Raw genomic sequence first — 18,246 nt, forward strand, 5'->3', positions numbered from 1 at the left:
AGAGGCTATGCGGGTGGTCCGCGTGATCCTCGGATTGCTGTTGCTCGTCGTCGGGCTGCCGGCGCTGCTCGTGGGCGGGGCGTTCTGGTTCGCCATGCAGCACCGCGACGCCGGCGGCGCGTTCACCGCCACGATCGAACGCGCCGACACCGACGGGTTCGCCGTCGTCGTCCGCGACACCGACGGCGTCCTCGCCCAGGGCGCCCCGTTCACCCGCGCCGGCCAGTCCACGCTGCGCATCACCGCGGAGACCAGCACCGGCCCCGCCTTCGTCGGCATCGCCCCGACCCAGGCCGTCAACGAGTACCTCGCCAGCAGCTCCCACCTGCGCATCGACGCCATCGACCTCGCCACCGGCGACCTGCCGCTCACCGGCACCCCCGTCGACGGCGACAACCGCCAGCCGCTCAACCCCGCCGAGCAGACGTTCTGGCTGGCCAGCGGCTTCGGCAGCGTCGACTGGACGCCCTCGCAGCTGCGCGACACCCGCTACAGCCTCATCATCATGAACCCCGACTCGCGCGCCGGCCTCGAGGTCACCGCCACGGCCGAGGTCCGCCCCAGCTGGCTCAACACCACCACCTGGGCGCTGCTCGTGCTCGGCAGCATCTTCACCGCCCTCGGCACCCTGATCCTGGCGTGGCCGGGCCGCCGCCGCGAGGTCGTCTACGTCGTCGAACCCAGCCAGGTCGCCGACCTCGCCGAGCGCATCGGCGTCCCGCTGCCCACCACCCACGCCGCCCGCAAGGGCCGCGACAGCCGCCCCCGCACCCTGGCGGACACCGCCTGGCCGGCCCTCGGCCCGGCGACCGCACCGGTCTCCCCGGCCTCCCCGGCCGTCCCGGCCCCGGCCGGCTCGCCCGCCGGAACCCTGCCGTCGCTGGCCTGGCCGCCGCCCGCCGAGCTGGACGCTGCGTCCTCCTCCTCGTCCGCTGCCGAGGCCGCCGTGCCGGCGGCCCGGGACGGCAAGGACTCCGCCTCCGGCGCCGACCCGGCCGCCGCGCCGGCCGTCGTGCCCTCCGACCGCGGCGCGGCCGGGCGGGCCGACGAGGCGGCGAAGGTCGCGGCGGCGCTGGCCGCGGCGACCGCCGACCGGACTCCCACCTCCTCCTCGGCCGCCGAGGGTGCCGAGGCTGCGGCGGCCAAGGCCGCCGGGGCGTCCGCCGTCGAGGCGCAGGTGGCCCGCTCCGGCGGGCTGACCACCACGGGCAAGGGCGGCCGGTCCGCGAAGGACGGCGGCACCCGGACCGGCGACGCGCCGGCGCCGGGCGGCAAGGTCGCCGCCAGCGCGGCCGCGGCGGCGAAGGCCGCCGCGGGCGCACCCCGCGACACCGCCACCGCGCCGTCGGCCACGGCGTCGCCGGCCTCCGCGTCGTCGGCTGGTGCCGGAAAGCCCGGCACCGCGACCTCCGGCACTGCGGCCTCCGGCTCCGCGGCCTCCGGCACCGCGACCTCCGGCTCCGCGGCCTCTGGCGGCGCGACCTCCGGCACCGCGACTTCCGGCGGCGCCGCGGAGCGGCCGCCGGTGGCGCGCGGCGGGAAGATCCCGCCGTTCACCACCCCGGCGATCGACCGCCTGGTGGCGGAGCGCGGCGCCGAGGCCCGCCAGCCCACCTCCCGCAACGCCGCCGCCCGCGAGTCGGCGGCCCGCGAGCCGGGCACCCGGCAGGCCCCGAAGCAGCAGCCCGCCACGACCGGCTCGGGCCCGGACCGCGCCGCGACCGGTTCCCAGCAGGCACCCCGCCCCACCCAGCCCGAGCCGGCGGCCGCCTCGGCGGTGCCCGCCGCGTCGGCGCCCGCCAAGGTCACCGTCTCGGCGGCGGTCGGCGGCGACACCGCGGCCGGCCCGGCCTCGACGGCCGTCCCGGTGGCGCCCGCGGGATCCCGGCGGCAGGACGCGAAGGCCGCCTCCGCGCAGGACGCGGAGAAGGCCGGCACCGCGGGGGAGCGTGCCCCGGAGGCCGCCACCACGACGGCGCCGGGACAGCGCGGCAGCGGCCCCGACGAGAAGGGCGCCGACCGCGCGGCGACCCCGGCGGCCCGCCGGGCCACCGACTCCCGCCCGCCCGCAGGCGACACCGGGCCGGATACGACCGACCGGAAGGCGGCCGGCGCGAAGGCCACCGCGGCAGCCGGAGGGAAGGGCGCCGAGACCAACGCCGCCGACGGCCGGACCGACGCCAAGGGTGCCGAGGCCGCAGGCCGGGTTCAGGCCGAGAGCGCTGAGGCCGCAGGCCGGGTCCAGACCGAGAGCGCAGGCCGTGGACAGGCCGAGGGTGCCGAGTCCGCGGGCCGGGCCGAGGCCAAGGGTGCGGAGGCCGCGAGCAAGGCCGAGGCCAAGGGGGCCGACGCCGCAGGCCGGGCCGACGCCGCAGGCCGGGCCGAGACTGCGGGCCAGGCCGAGGCGAAGGGCGGCGAGGCCGCAGGTCGGGCCGGGACCAAGGGTGCCGAGGCCGGCGGGAAGGGTGGCGCCGGGAAGGGCGAGGCCGAGCACAAGCCCGCCTCCGTCGGCGCCGCCGCGTTGCAGGCCGCCGCCGAGCTGCTCGGCGGTGGGGGCGGCAAGCCGGCCCGGCGGCGTAAGACTGCCGGTGGGTTGCCCGCGACGGATGCGGATCTGGAGCCGATCATCAAGCCGACGCGGCCGCCGCGGCGGACGTCGCAGGCGCGGCCGCCCGCCAAGGGCTGAGGCACGACCGACACGGGGGGCGGGACCGGCGCTGCGGCGCCGGTCCCGCTCTGTAACTGAAGGGGCCCCCCGCGCTGCCGACGCGGGGGGCCACCTTACCGGGGGAAACGGAGTAACCGAAGGGGGACTTCGTCCGTTAAGCACAGTTTAGCCATGTGCGGACGCGATGGGTAGGTCTAGACCGAAAACCACGTACCTGCTATAAACGGGCATTCCTGGGCGCTTCCGGCCTCGCCGGGAGGAACGCGAGCAGCCCGAGCAGCGCCGGCAGGTACAGGCTCCGCACCAGCTGCACCCACAGCGGGTCGTCGGGCCGCACGGCGGCGCCCCAGTCGACGAACGACACCACCCCGAACACGCCGACCGCGTACAGCAGCGCCGCCGCGAGCCACCGGCGCAGGGCGACCAGCACGACCAGCGCCGGCACGAACCACCACACGTGGTGGGCCCAGGTGATGGGGCTGATCAGCGCCCCGGTCACGCCGGTCACCGTCAGCGCCGCCACCTCGTCGCCCGCGGCGGCGAGCCGGGCCGCGCGCCACAGCCCGTACCCGAGGACGAGCGCGACCAGGACCGCCCACAGCAACCGGCTGGGTTCCGCCGGCGCCGCCAGGCGGCTCAGCGTGCCCCACAGGCTCTGGTTGCCGGTGTAGTCGGTGCGGCCGACCCGCTCGGTCGCCCACAGCGCGTCGGTCCAGAAGGCCCACGACGCGGCCGGCGCCACCGCCGCCACCAGCAGCGTGACGCCGGCGGCGGTCGCCGCGGCGGTCGCGGCCGCGCGCCACCGCCGGGTGGCGAGCAGGTGCAGGATGAAGATGCCCGGGTACAGCTTCAGCGCCGTCGCCAGCCCGATGCCCGCGCCGGTCCAGCGTGCTTGTCGGGGTACGCCGATGAGCAGGTCGGCCAGGATCAGCACGATCAGCAGCATGTTGATCTGCCCGAACGTGACCGTCTCGCGGATCGGCTCCAGCAGGAACAGCGGCGGCACGGCGACGCCGAGGGCGAACCAGGCCGGCACCGGCGCCGGGCGGATCAGCCACCACGTCGTCACGAACACCGCGACGACCGTGCCGAGCGTGAAGACGGCGATGACCGCGCCGAGCGGCAGCTGCGCGAGCGGCCACATCAGCACGGCCGCCAGCGGCGGGTACGTGAAGTACAGCAGCCCCTGCACGCGGTCCGGCTGGGTGTAGTCGTAGAGCGGGTTGCCGTCGGTCCACCAGCGGATCGCGCTGACGTAGATGCGCAGGTCGTAGTAGTTGTGCCGGTCGCCGTACCAGAACAGCGCGGCCGCGCAGACGGCCGTGACGGCAGCGACGGCCGCGACGCGGCGCGGGGTGGATGCGGGCACGCCGCGACCCTATCGGGGACGGCATCGCCTGCTCGGCGGCACGACGCACGGGTGGCGCGTACGCTGGGCGGGTGCCTGATCTTCTGGTGTGGATCGACTGCGAGATGACCGGACTCGACCTCGGCAAGGACAAGCTGATCGAGGTCGCCGCCCTGGTCACCGACCCGAACCTGAACGTGCTCGGCGACGGCGTCGACCTGGTGATCCACGCCGACGACGCGGCCCTCGACGCCATGCCCGAGGTCGTGCGCACCATGCACGCCAAGTCCGGCCTCACCGACGAGGTGCGCGCCTCGACGGTCACCATGGCCGAGGCCGAGCAGCAGGTCCTCGACTACATCAGGCAGTACGTGCCGGAGCCGCGCACCGCCCCGCTGTGCGGCAACTCGATCGCCACGGATCGCGGCTTCCTCGCCCGCGACATGCCGGCCCTCGACGCGCACCTGCACTACCGGATGATCGACGTGTCCTCGATCAAGGAGCTGTGCCGCCGCTGGTACCCGCGGGTGTACTTCGGCCAGCCGTCGAAGGGCCTGGCGCACCGGGCGCTCGCCGACATCCGCGAGAGCATCCGCGAGCTCGAGTACTACCGGCGCACCGTGTTCGTGCCGCTCCCGGGCCCGGACGTGGAGGCCGCGAAGGCGATCGCCGCGGAGCTGTAACCCTGTCGACGGCGGGCGGTGGCGGGCCGCTATAGTTAGTCGTCGCCCGGGCTTCGGACCGGGCGCATGGTGGTCGTAGCTCAGCTGGTAGAGCACCGGGTTGTGGTCCCGGGGGTCGCGGGTTCAAGTCCCGTCGATCACCCCATCCGAGGTAACAGGTCGAGGGCCTGGTCGCGCGAGCGGTCGGGCCTTTCTTCTTGCGCGGGCTCACTCGCGCAGCAGCGTCGGCGTGCCGCCGGGCGGGGTGACGTCGCGGACGCCGAGGTACGCCAGGTCGGCGATGAACCGCTCCCGCGACACCGGACGCCCGGTGACCCAGCTCAGGTACTCGGCGTAGAGGGTGGCGGCCGGCTCCTCGCCCTCCCAGATCAGGCCCTCCCGCAGCCACGTGACGACGGTGGGGTCCGGGATGTGCTCGCTGTTCGTCGACATCGCCCGATTCTCCGCGCGCGGGGCCGCGCCCGGCATCTGGCTGCGGGCGGATGGCGACCGGCCGAAGGGTGGAACCGCCTCTAGGGTGGGCGGTGTGGCAGACGGCGTGATCCTCGACGCGGGCGATGCGCGCGCCGTGGCCGCCGTCGCGGCGATCCGCGGCGGCGACCCGGCTGCGCTGCGGCGGCTGCTGGCCGCCGAGCCGGGCCTGGCCACCGCCCGCATCCGCGACGGCGCCGCCACCCGCACCCTGCTGCACGTGGTCACCGACTGGCCCGGCCACGTGCCCGCCGGCCCCGCCACCGTGGCCGCCCTGGTGGCGGCGGGCGCCGACGTGAACGCCCGGTTCACCGGTGCGCACGCCGAGACACCCCTGCACTGGGCGGCCAGCTGCGACGACGTCGCCGTCCTCGACGCGCTGCTCGACGCGGGCGCCGACATCGACGCCGGCGGCGCCGTGATCGCCGGCGGCACCGCCCTGGACGACGCCCGCGCCTTCGGCCAGTGGCAGGCGGCGCACCGGCTCGTCGAGCGCGGCGCCCGCACGACCATCCACGACGCGGCGGCCCTCGGGCTGACCGGCCTGCTCGACCGCCACCTCGCCGCACGACCCGCGCCCGACGAGCTGGGCACGGCCCTGTGGTGGGCGTGCCACGGCGGTCAGCGCGCCTGCGCCGAGCGGCTGCTGGAGCACGGCGCGGACCTCGACCACCGGCCGCCGTGGGAGGACCTCACCCCGCTGGACGCGGCCGTCCGCGCCGGCGCCGCCGACCTGGCCGATGAGCTGCGCGCCCGCGGCGCCGCCACCGCGGCCGCCCGGCGCGGGCCCGGACGCTGAAGGGGCCGGCCCCCAGCTCGGGACCGGCCCCCTGCGACGTGCGGGGCGGGTGCGGCGCTACGACAGCGCGCTGCCCTGCTGGTACTGCTCCCAGCTCATGTTCCAGTCGGTCCAACCGTTGCCGTTCTGCAGCTTGCGCGGCGTGCCCTTCACCGTGACCGGGTCGCCCAGCATCGTGCGGGCGAACAGCCACGCCCCCTCCTTCATGGAGACGTTCACGCAGCCGTGCGACACGTTCGTGCGGCCCTGCACGCCCTCCGACCACGGCGCGGCGTGGATGAACTCGCCGCCCCAGGTCAGCCGCTGCGCGTACTCGATGTCGGTGCGGTAGCCCTCGCCTTCGGGCAGCTCGTCCATCGTGTCGAACACGGTCTTGCGCTTCTTCTCGATGACGACCATCGTGCCGCTCGACGACGGGGTGCTCTTCTTGCCGAGGCTGACCGGGATCTTCTTGACGACCTTGCCGTTCTGCGTGACCGTCATCTGCTTGGACGCGTTGTCGACCGTCATCACGAACGACCGGCCGATCTTCAGGTCGACGGTGAGGTCGGAGCGGCCGTACCAGCCGTCGCCCATCGGGACGCCGCCCAGGTTGACCGAGTAGCTGATCTTCGTGTCGGGCTGCCAGTACGCCTTCGGCCGGTAGTGGATCTCGGTCGGGCTGTACCAGTGCCAGGTGCCCTCCTGCTTCGGCGTGCTCTCCAGCACCATCCGGCGCTCCACGTCGGCGCGGTACTTCTCCGGCACCGCCCGGCCGAACCGCACGATCATCGGCATGCCGACGCCGACCGTCTGGCCGTCGCCCAGGAAGCTGGACACCCGGACCAGGTTGGCCGGCTTCCTCATGACCGTGAACGTGCTCACCGCCGTGCCGGTCCTACCCTCGGCGCCGGTCGCGGTGACCGTCGCCGTGTACGTGCCGCCCCAGGCCAGCTGCTTCGCCGGCACCCAGGACTTCCCGTCCTCGGCGGTGGTGCCCTCGACGGCCGTGCCGTCGGCGTCCGTCACTGCGATCTCGGCGTCGTCGGCGTTCGACGTGGTGAACTCGATCGTCGGCACCGCCGGCACGTCCGCCGACTCCGACGCCGGGCTGGTGATCGCCGCGGTGACCTGCGGGCCCTTGTCCTCGGCGGGGGCGCTCGCGCCGCCCTTGCCGTCGTTCCACGCGGGGGAGCCGCCACCGGTGCACGCCCCCGTCGCCAGGACCGCGGCCGTCAGCGCGGCCGCGGACGCCATCCGCCAGGCCCTGCGCCCCGATCGCCCTGCGCTCGCGTTCATGATCTCCTCATCACCCGCACGGTTCGTCCCCGACGACCCATCCTGCTCCACCACTGCCCGCCCACGGCTCCCGCATTCGTGCCACAGGGGGCAACGCCGGGGCGCAACGCGATATGCCGCCCGCCCGGCGAACCGGACGGGCGGCACAGAACGGCTGAAGAACGGTCAGGCGGCCTTCGGCGCCAGGTCGTCCGGCACCGGCAGGGCGCTGCCCTTCTTGAACTCGTCCCACGTCAGGTCCCACGCGGTCCACCCGTTGCCGGACACCAGCCTGCGCTCGGTGCCCTTCACGGTGATGGGGTCGCCGACCTTGGTGCGGTCGAACAACCAGCGGGCGTTGCTGGGGGAGAGATTGACACACCCGTGTGACACGTTGCGCCGCCCCTGATCGCCGACCGACCACGGCGCCGAGTGAATGTACTCGCCGCCCCACGTCAGGCGCTGCGCCAGGTCGATGTCGATCCGGTACCGATCCACGTTCGGGCCGGTCTCGTCGGTGGTGTCGAAGACGGTGGACTCCTTCTTCTCCATCACCACCATCGTCCCGCTCGACGACGGCGTCGACTTCTTGCCCAGGCTCACCGGCATCGTCCGCACCACGGCGCCGTCCTGGGTGACGACCATCTTCTTCGTCCTGTTGTCGACCGCCATCCGCAGGTCGCGCCCGATCTCGACCGTCGCCGACCGGTCCTGGTCGCCGTACCGCCCGCCGCCCGTCGGGTGCCCGCCGACCGCGATGCGCACCGACAGCTTCGTGCCGGCCTGCCAGAAGTCCGGCGCCCGGTAGTACGCCTGCGACCCGTTGCTCACCCAGTGCCACGTGCCCGGCTGCGGCGGATCCGAATCGACGAACATCCGCTTCTGCACGCCCGCCCGGTCCTTGGCCTTGATCCCGGGATGGAACTCGACGACCACCGGCATCGCCACGCCGTAGGTGTTGCCGTCGAACAGGTACAGGCCGGTGCCCGTCTCCTTCTGCGCCTTCGGCATCGTCGTGAAACTGATCTCCCGCGTCTGCGGTGCTCCGGCCCCGTCGGTCGCGGTGACCGTGCCCTCGTACCCCTTGCTGTTCTTCAAGGGCTTGCCCGGCACCCACCCGGAACCGTCCGCGCGCAGCTCACCCGCGACGGCCTTCCCGCCGGCCTCGCGCAGCGTGACCTCGGTCACCGTGCCGCCGGCCACCTTCGTCCCGATCTCCACGCTGACGGGTACGTCCTTCGCGCCGGCCGCCGGCGTTACCTCGAGACTGAACTCCTCGGCAGCCACCGGCGCGGCCGGCACCGACGTCGCCGGCGCACTCGGCGACGGCGGGTCCTCCGACGCCTCCGCTGAACACCCGGCCAGCGCCGCCACCACCACGCACGCCACCCACGACCGCCGCCACATCCCCATGAATCCTGCCTTGTTCCTGGTCACCCATCCGCGGGCACATCCTGCCTCACCCGTGCAACGGGTCGCGGCGGTTCGGAGGTGCGGTGGGGGGAGGGGGTAACCGGTTGGAGGGCGGTGATCGGTGCGTGCTAAGGTTTCCACCGTTGTCAGCGAGCGCCGCTAGCTCAACTGGCAGAGCAGCGGACTCTTAATCCGCGGGTTGTAGGTTCAAGTCCTACGCGGCGCACCAGCAACTACCAGGGCGTTTACCGAAGTCGGTAGGCGCCCTGAGTGCTTCCCGAGGCGTCTGACCGCAGCGGGGTCAGTGCTCATCCTCCTCGTCCCGATCCACGTCATCAGCGGAAAGCCTCCGGCTGCCGCGCGAGCTGGTCGCTTCCGGCGCGGACCGGCAGCGGCTGCGGTGGCTGAACGAGACACGACGAAGCCTGGCGCCCTCCTTGAACGGAACCCCCGGGGCGAACGCTTTCCGACGCTCGTCAGTTCACGCCGATGTCGTCCGGTCCGAGGACGCCGCCGCTGTCGGACGGCGGCGGGCGCAGGTCGAGCAGAAGCGGTTCTGCGATGGCCGCCGTGTCGACAGGGTCCGCGCAGAAAGGCGCAAGAGCGGCCATTCCCGGGTCGTACGGCAGATCGGAGCACCGCATGCGTCCCGAGCCGCCGCCACTCCAGGTCAAAATGGAGCCGCGGACTTCGCCGCCCTGACAGGACACGACGAAGTCGGCCGTGACCCGGTTGTTCATCGAGTAGGCGATCTGGTGTGCAGGGAAATTCTCGAACGGCGTGAGGTGACGGAGGTCGTCCTCGATGGGGGAGGACTCGAAGGCTGCGTTGTTTCGGACGGAAAGGCCTTCCAGTAGTGCGGGCAGCCAGCTGGGTGGGGCGTCGCCGCCGAGGACCGCCGGGTTCATCGGGGTCGTCCACGTGTTCCGCTTCACGCCACGGCTGTCGAAGGTCACCACACTGGTGACCTGGTGCTCGAACCGCGGCTCCGACCACGCGACGGACCCGTCTGCGGGTGTGCAGTCGGACGCCGCTGCGCGGGACTCGGCGGACGCCGAGGCGGATGCCGGCGGCTGGTGAGCCGATGGAATTTCGGCCGGCCGCGCGCATGCCAATGTCGTCATCGCCACCGCGATGAGTGCCGTACTCATCGAGGCGACTGTCCGCCGGACCGGCGTGGCTGTTCCCCGCAGGTGACTGCTCTGCCTCACACGAACTATGTCGGCCGGCATCTCCAGTGACTTGATGCAGATCACCACCCGGGCCCGAGTTCAGGCCCAGCCGGTATCGGCTGGGCCTGAACCCGTTTCTGACCCCACGCCGGCTCGGCCGACTCCCCGTCAGGGCAGGGTGACCGTGGCGACGATCGCGCGGTGGTCGCTGGACCGCTGGTGACCGGCGGGATCGGGGTGCCGTCGTACGGCCCCCAGGTGGCGATCAGGCCCGTGCCGAGGGCGTCGGCCGCGTCGGTGTAGCCGGTGCCGAGCACGCGGCGCATCGCGGCGTGGTCCAGCGTCGCGTTGAAGTCGCCCAGCAGGATGCGCAGCGGCCCGCCGGCGGTGGCCGGCGGCTGGGCGGCCAGGTCGGCGCGCCAGACGTCCAGCCGTTGCCGGGTGGCCGGGGCCCGCGGGTGCGCGGACTCGACGAGCACGGGCGGGCCGCCCGGGACGGCGACCGTGCCGTACGACTGGGCGAAGCCGCCGCCGTTGCGGCGCATCCCCGTGTCGCTCAGCGGGTGCCTCGACCACAGCCCGGAGCCGGTGGTGACGACCTCGGCGTTGCTCTGCCGGTGCGGCAGCTCCGCGGCGAGCCCGGCGGCGACCAGCGCGGCCTCGCCGTCCGAGGTGTACTCCTGCAACGCCAGCACGTCGACGCGGTACCGCCGGACCAGGTCGACGAGCTGCGCCGGGTCGGCGCTGCCGACGAACATGTTGGAGGTCATCACCCGCAGCTGCGGTCCGCGGGCGGCGGGCCGGTCGTCCGGCAGCGCGCGGGGCAGCACGGCACCGACCAAACCGACCGCCGCGACGACGGCCAACGCCCCGGGCAGCCACCGCCGGCGCAGCAGGGCGGCCAGCGCCAGCGGCACCGACCAGGCGGCGACGTACGGGGTGAAGGCGAACAGCTGCACGAGCGCGCTGCGTTCCCAGCCGCCCAGCCGGACCACCGCCCAGAGCAGCCCCGGCAGCACCAGGACCCACCACAGCAGGACGCCCCGCCGCCTGCGGGTCGGCGGTGGGGCGTCCTCGGTGATCGTCATGCGACAGACGGTAATCGCCGGGCGGACAGCGTCGTGCCGGTCCAGGGTGCCGTCGGCGCCCCGGGTCGGGAGCCGGCTCACGGGCACCGACGATCTCCTGGAACACCTGGTTGGCCGGCGTCCAGCGCCGCGGGTGAGCTTCCGGCGGGCCCGAGCCGAGCCCGGAGGCGCCGTGGGCGCCCGTTCTGCTGTCCGGCGGCGGGGCGCTACAGGCGGAAGCGGTCGACGATCTGGCGGAGGTCGCCCGACATGGTGGCGAGCTGACGGGCGGCGCGGTCCGCCTCCGCGGCGCCCTCCGTGGTCCGGCTGACGGAGGTGGCCACCTCGTTGATGGTGTCCGCCACGGTGCCGCCGGCCTGGGCGGCCACGGCGACGCTGCGGCTCATCTCGTTCGTCGTGACGGTCTGTTCCTCGACGGCGGAGGCGATCGTGGTCTGGAACTCGCTGATCCGGCCGATGATGTCGCTGATCTCGCCGATCGCCGTGACGGCGTTCTTCGTGTCGCCCTGGATGGCCGAGACGCGGTGGCCGATGTCCTCGGTCGCCTTCGCGGTCTCCTGGGCCAGGTCCTTCACCTCGCTCGCGACGACGGCGAAGCCCTTGCCGGCCTCGCCGGCGCGGGCCGCCTCGATGGTGGCGTTGAGGGCGAGCAGGTTGGTCTGTTCCGCGATCGCCGTGATCACCTTGATCACGTTGCCGATCTGCGCCGACGATTCTCCCAGCTTCGCCATCACGTCCGCGGTCGTGTGGGTCACGTCCACCGCGCGAGCGGCGACGCCGGCGGCCTGGGTGGCGCTGTGGCTGATCTCGCGGATGGACGCGCCCATCTGCTCGGCGCCCGCGGCGACGGTCTGCACGTTGGCGGACATGTCGGCCGCCGAGCGGGCGACGGCGGCGGCCTGGCGGGAGCCGGCGTCGGCGTTGGTGGCGCTGTCCCGGCTCGTGCGCGTCAGGTCCTGGGCGGCGTCGCCCAGGGCCGCCGAGTGACTCGTCAGGTCGTGGACGGTCCGGCGCAGCGTCTCCGAGGCCTGGCGCAGCGAGCCCGCCATCCGGCCCAGTTCGTCGTTCTGCCGGACGTCGGCGTCCTGCGAGAGGTCGCCCGCCGCGACGGCGTCGAGCACCCCGGACACGCGGCGCAGGGGCTGGACGATGAGCCGGGCCACCAGCAGCGCGATGGCGGCGGCCAGGACGACGGCCGCGAGGAACACCACGACCACGGCGGTGCGCGTCTTCGCCACCGTGGCGTCGAAGTCCTGGCCGGCGACCAGCGCCTCGTTGGCCCGGGTCGTCTCGGCGTCGAACAGCTGCTCGTAGGTCTTGCGCAGGTCGCGGTTGGGCCCGAGGGCCGCCGCCACGGCCGCGTCGCGGTTCGTGCCGTACGTGGTGAACTCCGTCTGCAGCGCCGCGAACCACGCGTCCGTCGCGGCCTGGATCCGGCCGACCGCCTCCTGCTCGCCGGCGGCCGCGATCGAGCGGGCCGCCGTCAGGCTCTCGTCGACGGCCTCCTTGCGGCCGAGCGCCTCGTCGCGGAAGTCGGTGTCACCGTTGATCAGGTAGCCGCGCTCGTCGTTCGCGGCGGCCTTCGCCGACAGGGCGGCCGTGTTCAGGTGGGTGATGTACCGGACGGCCTGCCCGATCTCCTGCGCGCGGGTGCGCTGCAGGTCGCTGATCCCGACGAGGGCGGTGCCCCCGGTGACGAGCGTGCCGACGACGGCCACCCCGGCGACGACGAGAATCTTGGTCGCGACACTGCGGTCGCGCATCCAGCGCCCCACGACGGACACACCGTTCTCCGCATCTACCGCCGCGCGGCGATTGTCACGGGCGCCCCTGTGTCGCCGTGGCGTCCGACCTCCGGTCCAAACGGTCTGACGATAGGCAGGTCACCGCGGGGGTCACGCGGCATTCGGCAAAGATGGCGGCACTGCGTCGTCTCCGGGAGTTCCGCGGCGGCGCCGGCACGAGGGCGTCTAGCCGTCGCGGGCCTCCCACCAGAAGGTGGGGGTGGCGGTGAGGCCCTGCGCGGCGGGGTCGTTCTGGATGGAGGCGGTGAACCGGTACGTCACGGTCGTGCCGGCGGTCCACGTGGTCGGCGACCCGCTGGTGGGGTCCTGCAGGCCTGAGGCGTGGCTGCCGTGGGCCGACGCCAGGCCGGCGAGCGTCCCCGAGTACATGACGCCGGACGCGGCGGCGTAGGTGGCGCTGTCCGGGGTGAAGCCGGTGCAGTCGGGCAGGGTGGTGCCGGTGGTGGTGCCGCGTTCGACGGTCAGGTTGAGGTAGGTGGCCAGGCCGGTGCCGCCGGACGCGGCGAACAGGCGCACCCGGGCGGGCACGGTGCCGGTGTAGGTCACCCGGATGCACCCGGTGACGGGGGCGTCGCCCGGCCGGCCGTCGTTCATGGTGAGCAGGGCGACCGCGGGGGTCGGCGTGTTGGCGTCCAGCGCGACGGTGCCGGCGGCGAAGGTGTTCGGCGGGTTGGCGGCGGTGCCGGAGAACGCCGCCCCGACGGTCGGCAGGCTGCCCAGCAGGCCCACGGCCGCGACGGCGGCGAGTGGGTAGAGCCACGAAACCCTCGACCGGGACGTGATGCAGGTGAGCATGCCCGGCTCCCTCCGCTTCATGACGTCACGGAAGACGATCGACCGGGCATGCCGGGAGCTGAGCGTGCTCAGGACGAGATGTCGGCCTCGACGAAGACGGCGTCGAAGTAGGGCTGACCGCCCATGGCCGTGGCGTACCCCATCCGGGCCCGCAGCGCGTTGAGCTTGGCGACGGTCCACGGGCCGCTGCCCGCGGCGACCGGGGTGGCCTTGTACTGGCCGGCGGACGTGCCGGGGCTCATGTCGCCGGACAGCACGACCCGTTCGGTGGCGTCGTCGAACAGCGACACCTTCGCGGAGTTGGCCTGGGTGGCCGAGGACCGCACGGACAGCAGGCCCTGGACGGCGTTGACGCATCCCGGCTGGGCGGTGTTCTGCAGGCCGACCTCGAGGTAGGCGTTGGCGTCGACGGCGGTCTGCTTGACGAAGTCCGTCATGGTGCTCATCGGGACGTCGTCGAGCCGGTCCCACGAGGCGCCGGTCACGGCGGTGCTGTCGTCGTTCTGCAGGTACCCGTTGGCGTCGGTCACGGCGGTGACCGAGTCGGGCGCCAGCCGGTGGATCCCGCCGGGCCCGATCGGGTAGTTGGCGGTGTCGGTGTCGACGACGATGTCGTCGAACCTGATGTCGAACATGTCGCCGGAGGTGTTGCCGCCCCAGCGCAGCGTGAAGAAGTTGCCGCTCGTGCCGGCGTAGGTGGCCTGGGTCTGGGCGACGCCGTCGACGGCCCAGTCGGCCACGTTGGGGTTCGCGGTGGTGTTCATCCGCGCGTCGACGACGTACCAGGTGCCGGCTGTCACGGTCATGCTGGACAGCTGCTTGGTGCCGGACCCGTACCCGAAGGTGAACCGCTGGGCGGCGGCGTTGTAGCCGAGCTGGCCCGACCGGGTCTGGCCGGCGTCGTTGACGAACTCCGCCAGTTGCGCCACGTCGCCGCTGGGCAGCGCGTTCAGGCGGATGGCGAACCTCGTCACGAGCGTCTTGGTCACGGCGATGGTGGTCGCCACGTACTGCTGGCTGCCGCTGGCCGACGCGTCGACGATGCGCAGGGCGTAGGCGCCGGTGCGGGGCGCGGCGGTGTCCAGGGTCGAGCCGCCGCCGTTGATGATGTTGAAGAAGCCGTTGCCGCCGGTGGTGAGCACGCCACCCTCGAAGCCGGACATCCACACCGGCGTCATCGTCCTGGCCACGCACGTGACGAACTGGGACGCCGCGCTCAACGAGCCTGTGGCCGACACGGTCGCGCTGAACGCCGCGAAGCTCTGCCGCCAGAGCGCGCTGGCCGCCAGCACGACGAGCAGGCAGACGACCACCACGATGCGCCTCACGACGGTTGTCATCGGCAGGCGGCGGCGCGCCATGAGCCTGCCGGCTCCGGTTCATCCGGCGTTCCCGGAAATCGGAATACGTCTGATAATTAGCGGGCGGAAATCACATCGACGCGACGGCGAACAATGGTGGCCGCCCGCGTTTCGGCCGCCGCGGCACAAGGAAATGTGGTGCGTAGTCGTCTCCGAGGAGCATGCGTTGACCACTACGCCGATGCACGTCCGCATGAGCCGCAGCGCCGACGAGCTGCGGGCTGACGAGTTGCTGCGGGAGTTCGCGACGGCGCCCGCCGGTGCGCCCGATCGGGAGTCGCTGCGGGCCCGCGCCATCGAGGCGTGGGTACCGATGGCCAACCGCCTCGCCCGCCGCTACGCCGGCCGCGGTGAACCCACCGACGACCTGCAGCAGACCGCGACGGTCGGCCTCATCAAGGCCGTGGACCGTTACGACGCCGACCGCGGCATCGACTTCGCCGTCTTCGCGATCCCCACCATCGTCGGCGAGATCAAGCGGCACTTCCGCGACCGCACCTGGTCGGTGCGGGTGCCGCGCCGGCTGCAGGAGCTGCGCCCGGCGATCAACGACGCCAACGACACCCTCACCCACGCGCTCGGCCGCGCCCCGACCGTCGCCGACATCGCGGCACACCTGGGCGTCACGGAGGACGACGTCGTGGAGGGCCTCGAGGGCGCCCGGGCCTATCAGGCCACGTCGCTGGCCACCCCGGTTGGGGGCGACAGCGGCGCCATGGAGCTCGGCGACACCCTCGGCGCCGAGGACGGCGGCTTCGAGCTGGCCGAGCTGCGCCTCGACCTGGGCCCCGCCCTGGCCGCCCTGGACGAGCGCGAGCGGCGGATCATCACCCTGCGCTTCTACGGCAACCTGACGCAGACCCAGATCGCGGAGCAGGTCGGCATCTCCCAGATGCACGTCTCCCGCCTGATCACCCGGGCGCTCCGCAAACTGCGCCACCGGATGGCCTGAACGGCCTACGCCGGCTGACGGGAATCCGCGAAGTGTGATTCACCGGTGATGAATGGTCGTCATCATGTCGGGGGGACTCCGCCCCATTCCCGCTGTCTCACGAGGCAACGCACGCCGCAGCATCGGGACCGGCTCGAAAGGCACACGAGATGACCACCGTTCCGATGCGGGTGCTGCTCGTCGACGACGACGACGCCGACCTGGCGCTCATCACCGAGGCGTTCGAGGGTCACCGGGTGCCGGCGCGGCTGCACGTCGCCCGGGACGGCGTCGAGGCGCTGGACTATCTGCACAGCGGAGCCGTGCGCCCGGACATGATCCTGCTGGACCTCAACATGCCGCGCATGGACGGCCGGGAGGTCCTCGCCGCCGTGAAGCAGGACCCGGCGCTGTCCGCCATCCCGGTCGTCGTGTTCACCACCTCGGACCAACCGGACGACATCACGGCCAGCTACCTGCGCCACGCGAACGCGTACGTCACCAAGCCGATGGAGCTGGACGACTTCACGGCGGCGGTCGACAGCATCCACACCTTCTACGGCGACCTGGCGGTGCGGTCCCCGGGGCTAGGAACCGGCCTGTGAGACGGCGATCGTCCAGTCGCAGCCGGACACGCTGAACCGGCCGGTGCTGACGTCGACCCGACCCGACGCCGCCGGCGTTACTGAGGCGGCCGGGGCCGGTCGCCGTGCCGGTGACGGTGAAGGGCTTGCCGCTGGGGACGTTCCAGAAGGAGTTGTCGGCACGCTGGACGCCGTCCGCCTCGAGGGTGACGACGACGGGCTGCTTCGGCTCCGGCGGCTGGGGTGCGGTGACCGGAGGCGCCGGCGGGGACTGCACGGTGATCGCGTCGTAGCGGACGGCCGCCTTCCGCGTCGCGTTGCCGCGGTACACCGCGCGGAAGGTGCCGCCGGCGGACGCGCGTACGACGCGCCGGAAGCTGCCGTTGCTCGCGGCCCGCGCCGATGCGGTGAACGCCCACGCCGTCGCGCCGCGTTCGAGGAAGTACAGGTCGACGCGGCCCGCGTTGCCGGTCCTGCCGTACTTCGCCCGGCCGGCCAGCGTCACCGGCGCGCCGCTGGTGACCGACGCGGGCGACGCCGAGAACGTCATGGTGACGGGCTTCTTCCCGGGCGCTACCTGTGCCGGCGCAGCGGTGAACAGCATCAGCACCGCCGTGCCGATGGCCGACACCAGGTGGGTGGCGCGAGACCTCACAGGGCTCCTTCCGCCGGACTGTGGCGACTCACCGTCACCAGCAGGTCAGGGATACCTTGCACTAGCGCAGACCGGTTTGCTGTGGAAACCTATTGGCATGACGACAGACACGGCCTCCGTCGGCGGCGATCCCCGCCGGCTCCTATCCGACGTGCGCGCCCTCGCCCACCGCGTGCGTCTCGACCAACGGATGACCTGGGCGGCGCTGCTCGTGCTGGCCGCGGCGACCCTCGTCGCGATCCCGTTCGACTGGTTCGGCATGCGGGTGGACTGCCGCCCCGACGGCGGCTGCACGTACGCCCGCCGGGGCATGCTCTTCTACTGGCCGGCCGCGATGGTGCTGGCGTACGCCACGATCGCCGTCCTGTACGTGCGGGCCGCGCGGGCGCGGGGGGTGGGCGCCCGGGTACTGCCGTACGCGATCACCGGCGCGGCGACGACCGTCGTGTTCCCCGCGGCCTGGCTGGCGGTGAACCTGTACTTCCGGAGCAACCCGTACCCGGACCAGCCGCTGCCGTACTGGTTCTTCGTGCTGGACCGGCTGGTCATGCCCTGGGGCATGATCGGGGTGGCCCTGCTGGTGCTGGCCTGGCTGGAGCGCAACACCGCGCTGGCGCTGTTCACCGGCGGCTACCTGGCGCTGGTGCTGCTGGTCCTGCCGATGTCCGACGGCTTCGGCCCGCCGCACTTCGGCATCCGGGCGGGCATGGCGGTGCCGCAGCTCATCGTGGGCGCCGTGCTGCTGCTGGGCGCGGCCGGGTTCGCGCTCGCCGACCGGCGCCGCAGGCGGACGCCGTGACCGACGCCCCGGAACAGGATGCCGCCCACCCCGTCGTCGGGCTCGACGACGTGGTGCACCAGCGGGTCCGGCTCGGCATCCTCACCGTCGCGCACGAGGCGCGCCGGGTCGAGTTCGGCTACCTGCGCACCCAGCTGGATCTGACCGCCGGCAACCTGTCCAAGCACCTGAGCGTGCTGGAGGAGGGCGGCCTGATCGAGGTGGAGAAGGGGTACGAGGGCCGGCGCGGCCGCACCTGGATCACCCTGACCGGCGCCGGCACGACCGCGCTGGCCGACGAGATCCGGCGGCTGAAGCTGCTCATCACCCGGGTCGAGGCGACCGTTGCGGGGGAGGACCCGGCGGGACGGTGACCGGGCCGCGAGAATTATCGCGGCGGGGTGTCCGATCCGGGGTGCGCCGTTCGTGGCGCAGTCG

General features: G+C 73.3%; 17 protein-coding genes and 2 tRNA genes. 9 read left to right on the forward strand and 10 right to left on the reverse strand.

Annotation, left to right across the window (positions count from 1 at the left end; genetic code table 11):
- Positions 1–22: 22 nt before the first annotated feature.
- A complete protein-coding gene (locus tag Sya03_RS25745) occupies positions 23–2,686 on the forward strand; it encodes a hypothetical protein (RefSeq protein WP_203940984.1) in 2,664 nt (887 codons plus the stop codon).
- Positions 2,687–2,885: 199 nt separating this feature from the next.
- On the opposite strand, the gene Sya03_RS25750 is transcribed toward Sya03_RS25745, so the two are convergent.
- The gene (locus Sya03_RS25750) at positions 2,886–4,037 is read right to left on the reverse strand and encodes a glycosyltransferase family 87 protein (RefSeq protein ID WP_203940985.1); all 1,152 of its coding nucleotides are present in this window, start codon (positions 4,035–4,037) and stop codon (positions 2,886–2,888) included.
- 71 nt (positions 4,038–4,108) lie between these two features.
- Here Sya03_RS25750 and orn point away from each other — a divergent pair, with 71 nt between their 5' ends.
- Positions 4,109–4,699 carry an oligoribonuclease gene (orn, locus tag Sya03_RS25755; RefSeq protein WP_203940986.1) on the forward strand — a complete coding sequence of 197 codons (591 nt, stop codon included), beginning with the start codon at positions 4,109–4,111 and terminating at the stop codon, positions 4,697–4,699.
- Positions 4,700–4,768: 69 nt separating this feature from the next.
- Positions 4,769–4,844: transfer RNA gene (locus Sya03_RS25760), tRNA-His, on the forward strand.
- A gap of 62 nt (positions 4,845–4,906) precedes the next feature.
- On the opposite strand, the gene Sya03_RS25765 is transcribed toward Sya03_RS25760, so the two are convergent.
- A complete protein-coding gene (locus tag Sya03_RS25765) occupies positions 4,907–5,131 on the reverse strand; it encodes a hypothetical protein (RefSeq protein ID WP_203940987.1) in 225 nt (74 codons plus the stop codon).
- A gap of 94 nt (positions 5,132–5,225) precedes the next feature.
- Here Sya03_RS25765 and Sya03_RS25770 point away from each other — a divergent pair, with 94 nt between their 5' ends.
- On the forward strand, positions 5,226–5,969 hold the full coding sequence (locus Sya03_RS25770; protein WP_203940988.1) for an ankyrin repeat domain-containing protein: 744 nt from the start codon (positions 5,226–5,228) through the stop codon (positions 5,967–5,969).
- Positions 5,970–6,026: 57 nt separating this feature from the next.
- Here Sya03_RS25770 and Sya03_RS25775 read toward each other — a convergent pair whose 3' ends face one another.
- On the reverse strand, positions 6,027–7,247 hold the full coding sequence (locus Sya03_RS25775; protein ID WP_203940989.1) for a L,D-transpeptidase: 1,221 nt from the start codon (positions 7,245–7,247) through the stop codon (positions 6,027–6,029).
- Positions 7,248–7,412: 165 nt separating this feature from the next.
- Positions 7,413–8,639, reverse strand: coding sequence for a L,D-transpeptidase (locus tag Sya03_RS25780; protein ID WP_203940990.1), 1,227 nt, complete (start codon positions 8,637–8,639; stop codon positions 7,413–7,415).
- Between the two features lie 153 nt (positions 8,640–8,792).
- Here Sya03_RS25780 and Sya03_RS25785 point away from each other — a divergent pair.
- A tRNA-Lys gene (locus Sya03_RS25785) sits at positions 8,793–8,868 on the forward strand.
- A gap of 247 nt (positions 8,869–9,115) precedes the next feature.
- Here the strand turns inward: Sya03_RS25785 and Sya03_RS25790 are convergent.
- From Sya03_RS25790 to Sya03_RS25810, 5 genes are all read right to left on the reverse strand, one after another.
- Positions 9,116–9,790 (reverse strand): hypothetical protein, encoded by a 675-nt coding sequence (locus Sya03_RS25790; protein ID WP_203940991.1) that lies wholly within the window; start codon positions 9,788–9,790, stop codon positions 9,116–9,118.
- Positions 9,791–9,891: 101 nt separating this feature from the next.
- On the reverse strand, positions 9,892–10,899 hold the full coding sequence (locus Sya03_RS25795; protein ID WP_239107841.1) for an endonuclease/exonuclease/phosphatase family protein: 1,008 nt from the start codon (positions 10,897–10,899) through the stop codon (positions 9,892–9,894).
- Between the two features lie 206 nt (positions 10,900–11,105).
- Positions 11,106–12,683, reverse strand: coding sequence for a methyl-accepting chemotaxis protein (locus Sya03_RS25800; RefSeq protein ID WP_203940992.1), 1,578 nt, complete (start codon positions 12,681–12,683; stop codon positions 11,106–11,108).
- A gap of 186 nt (positions 12,684–12,869) precedes the next feature.
- Complete coding sequence (locus Sya03_RS25805; protein WP_203940993.1) at positions 12,870–13,499, reverse strand: hypothetical protein; 630 nt, start codon at positions 13,497–13,499, stop codon at positions 12,870–12,872.
- 68 nt (positions 13,500–13,567) lie between these two features.
- Positions 13,568–14,827: a hypothetical protein gene (locus tag Sya03_RS25810; RefSeq protein ID WP_203940994.1), complete on the reverse strand. Its 1,260-nt coding sequence runs from the start codon at positions 14,825–14,827 to the stop codon at positions 13,568–13,570.
- A gap of 226 nt (positions 14,828–15,053) precedes the next feature.
- On the opposite strand from Sya03_RS25810, the gene Sya03_RS25815 reads away from it, so the two are divergent.
- Positions 15,054–15,812 (forward strand): SigB/SigF/SigG family RNA polymerase sigma factor, encoded by a 759-nt coding sequence (locus Sya03_RS25815; protein WP_203941151.1) that lies wholly within the window; start codon positions 15,054–15,056, stop codon positions 15,810–15,812.
- Between the two features lie 149 nt (positions 15,813–15,961).
- The gene (locus Sya03_RS25820) at positions 15,962–16,396 is read left to right on the forward strand and encodes a response regulator (protein ID WP_203940995.1); all 435 of its coding nucleotides are present in this window, start codon (positions 15,962–15,964) and stop codon (positions 16,394–16,396) included.
- On the opposite strand, the gene Sya03_RS25825 is transcribed toward Sya03_RS25820, so the two are convergent.
- Positions 16,317–17,030 carry a hypothetical protein gene (locus Sya03_RS25825; protein WP_203940996.1) on the reverse strand — a complete coding sequence of 238 codons (714 nt, stop codon included), beginning with the start codon at positions 17,028–17,030 and terminating at the stop codon, positions 16,317–16,319. The two genes, Sya03_RS25820 and Sya03_RS25825, sit on opposite strands and share 80 nt — an antisense overlap.
- A gap of 97 nt (positions 17,031–17,127) precedes the next feature.
- On the opposite strand from Sya03_RS25825, the gene Sya03_RS25830 reads away from it, so the two are divergent.
- Both Sya03_RS25830 and Sya03_RS25835 read left to right on the forward strand, forming a co-directional pair.
- Positions 17,128–17,829 (forward strand): hypothetical protein, encoded by a 702-nt coding sequence (locus Sya03_RS25830; RefSeq protein ID WP_203940997.1) that lies wholly within the window; start codon positions 17,128–17,130, stop codon positions 17,827–17,829.
- A complete protein-coding gene (locus Sya03_RS25835) occupies positions 17,826–18,182 on the forward strand; it encodes a transcriptional regulator (RefSeq protein WP_203940998.1) in 357 nt (118 codons plus the stop codon). Before Sya03_RS25830 ends, Sya03_RS25835 begins: the two co-directional genes overlap by 4 nt.
- Positions 18,183–18,246 lie beyond the last annotated feature (64 nt).

This window comes from Spirilliplanes yamanashiensis, assembly GCF_016863475.1.
GTDB lineage: Bacteria > Actinomycetota > Actinomycetes > Mycobacteriales > Micromonosporaceae > Spirilliplanes > Spirilliplanes yamanashiensis.

Bases quoted from the DNA above. Each gene is read 5' to 3' on its own strand.
- Sya03_RS25765 (WP_203940987.1), bottom strand. From the start codon at position 5,131: ATGTCGACGAACAGCGAGCACATCCCGGACCCCACCGTCGTCACGTGG.
- Sya03_RS25775 (WP_203940989.1), bottom strand. From the start codon at position 7,247: ATGAACGCGAGCGCAGGGCGATCGGGGCGCAGGGCCTGGCGGATGGCG.
- Sya03_RS25780 (WP_203940990.1), bottom strand. From the start codon at position 8,639: ATGGGGATGTGGCGGCGGTCGTGGGTGGCGTGCGTGGTGGTGGCGGCG.
- Sya03_RS25790 (WP_203940991.1), bottom strand. From the start codon at position 9,790: ATGAGTACGGCACTCATCGCGGTGGCGATGACGACATTGGCATGCGCG.
- Sya03_RS25795 (WP_239107841.1), bottom strand. From the start codon at position 10,899: ATGACGATCACCGAGGACGCCCCACCGCCGACCCGCAGGCGGCGGGGC.
- Sya03_RS25805 (WP_203940993.1), bottom strand. From the start codon at position 13,499: ATGCTCACCTGCATCACGTCCCGGTCGAGGGTTTCGTGGCTCTACCCA.
- Sya03_RS25815 (WP_203941151.1), top strand. From the start codon at position 15,054: ATGAGCCGCAGCGCCGACGAGCTGCGGGCTGACGAGTTGCTGCGGGAG.
- Sya03_RS25820 (WP_203940995.1), top strand. From the start codon at position 15,962: ATGACCACCGTTCCGATGCGGGTGCTGCTCGTCGACGACGACGACGCC.
- Sya03_RS25830 (WP_203940997.1), top strand. From the start codon at position 17,128: ATGACGACAGACACGGCCTCCGTCGGCGGCGATCCCCGCCGGCTCCTA.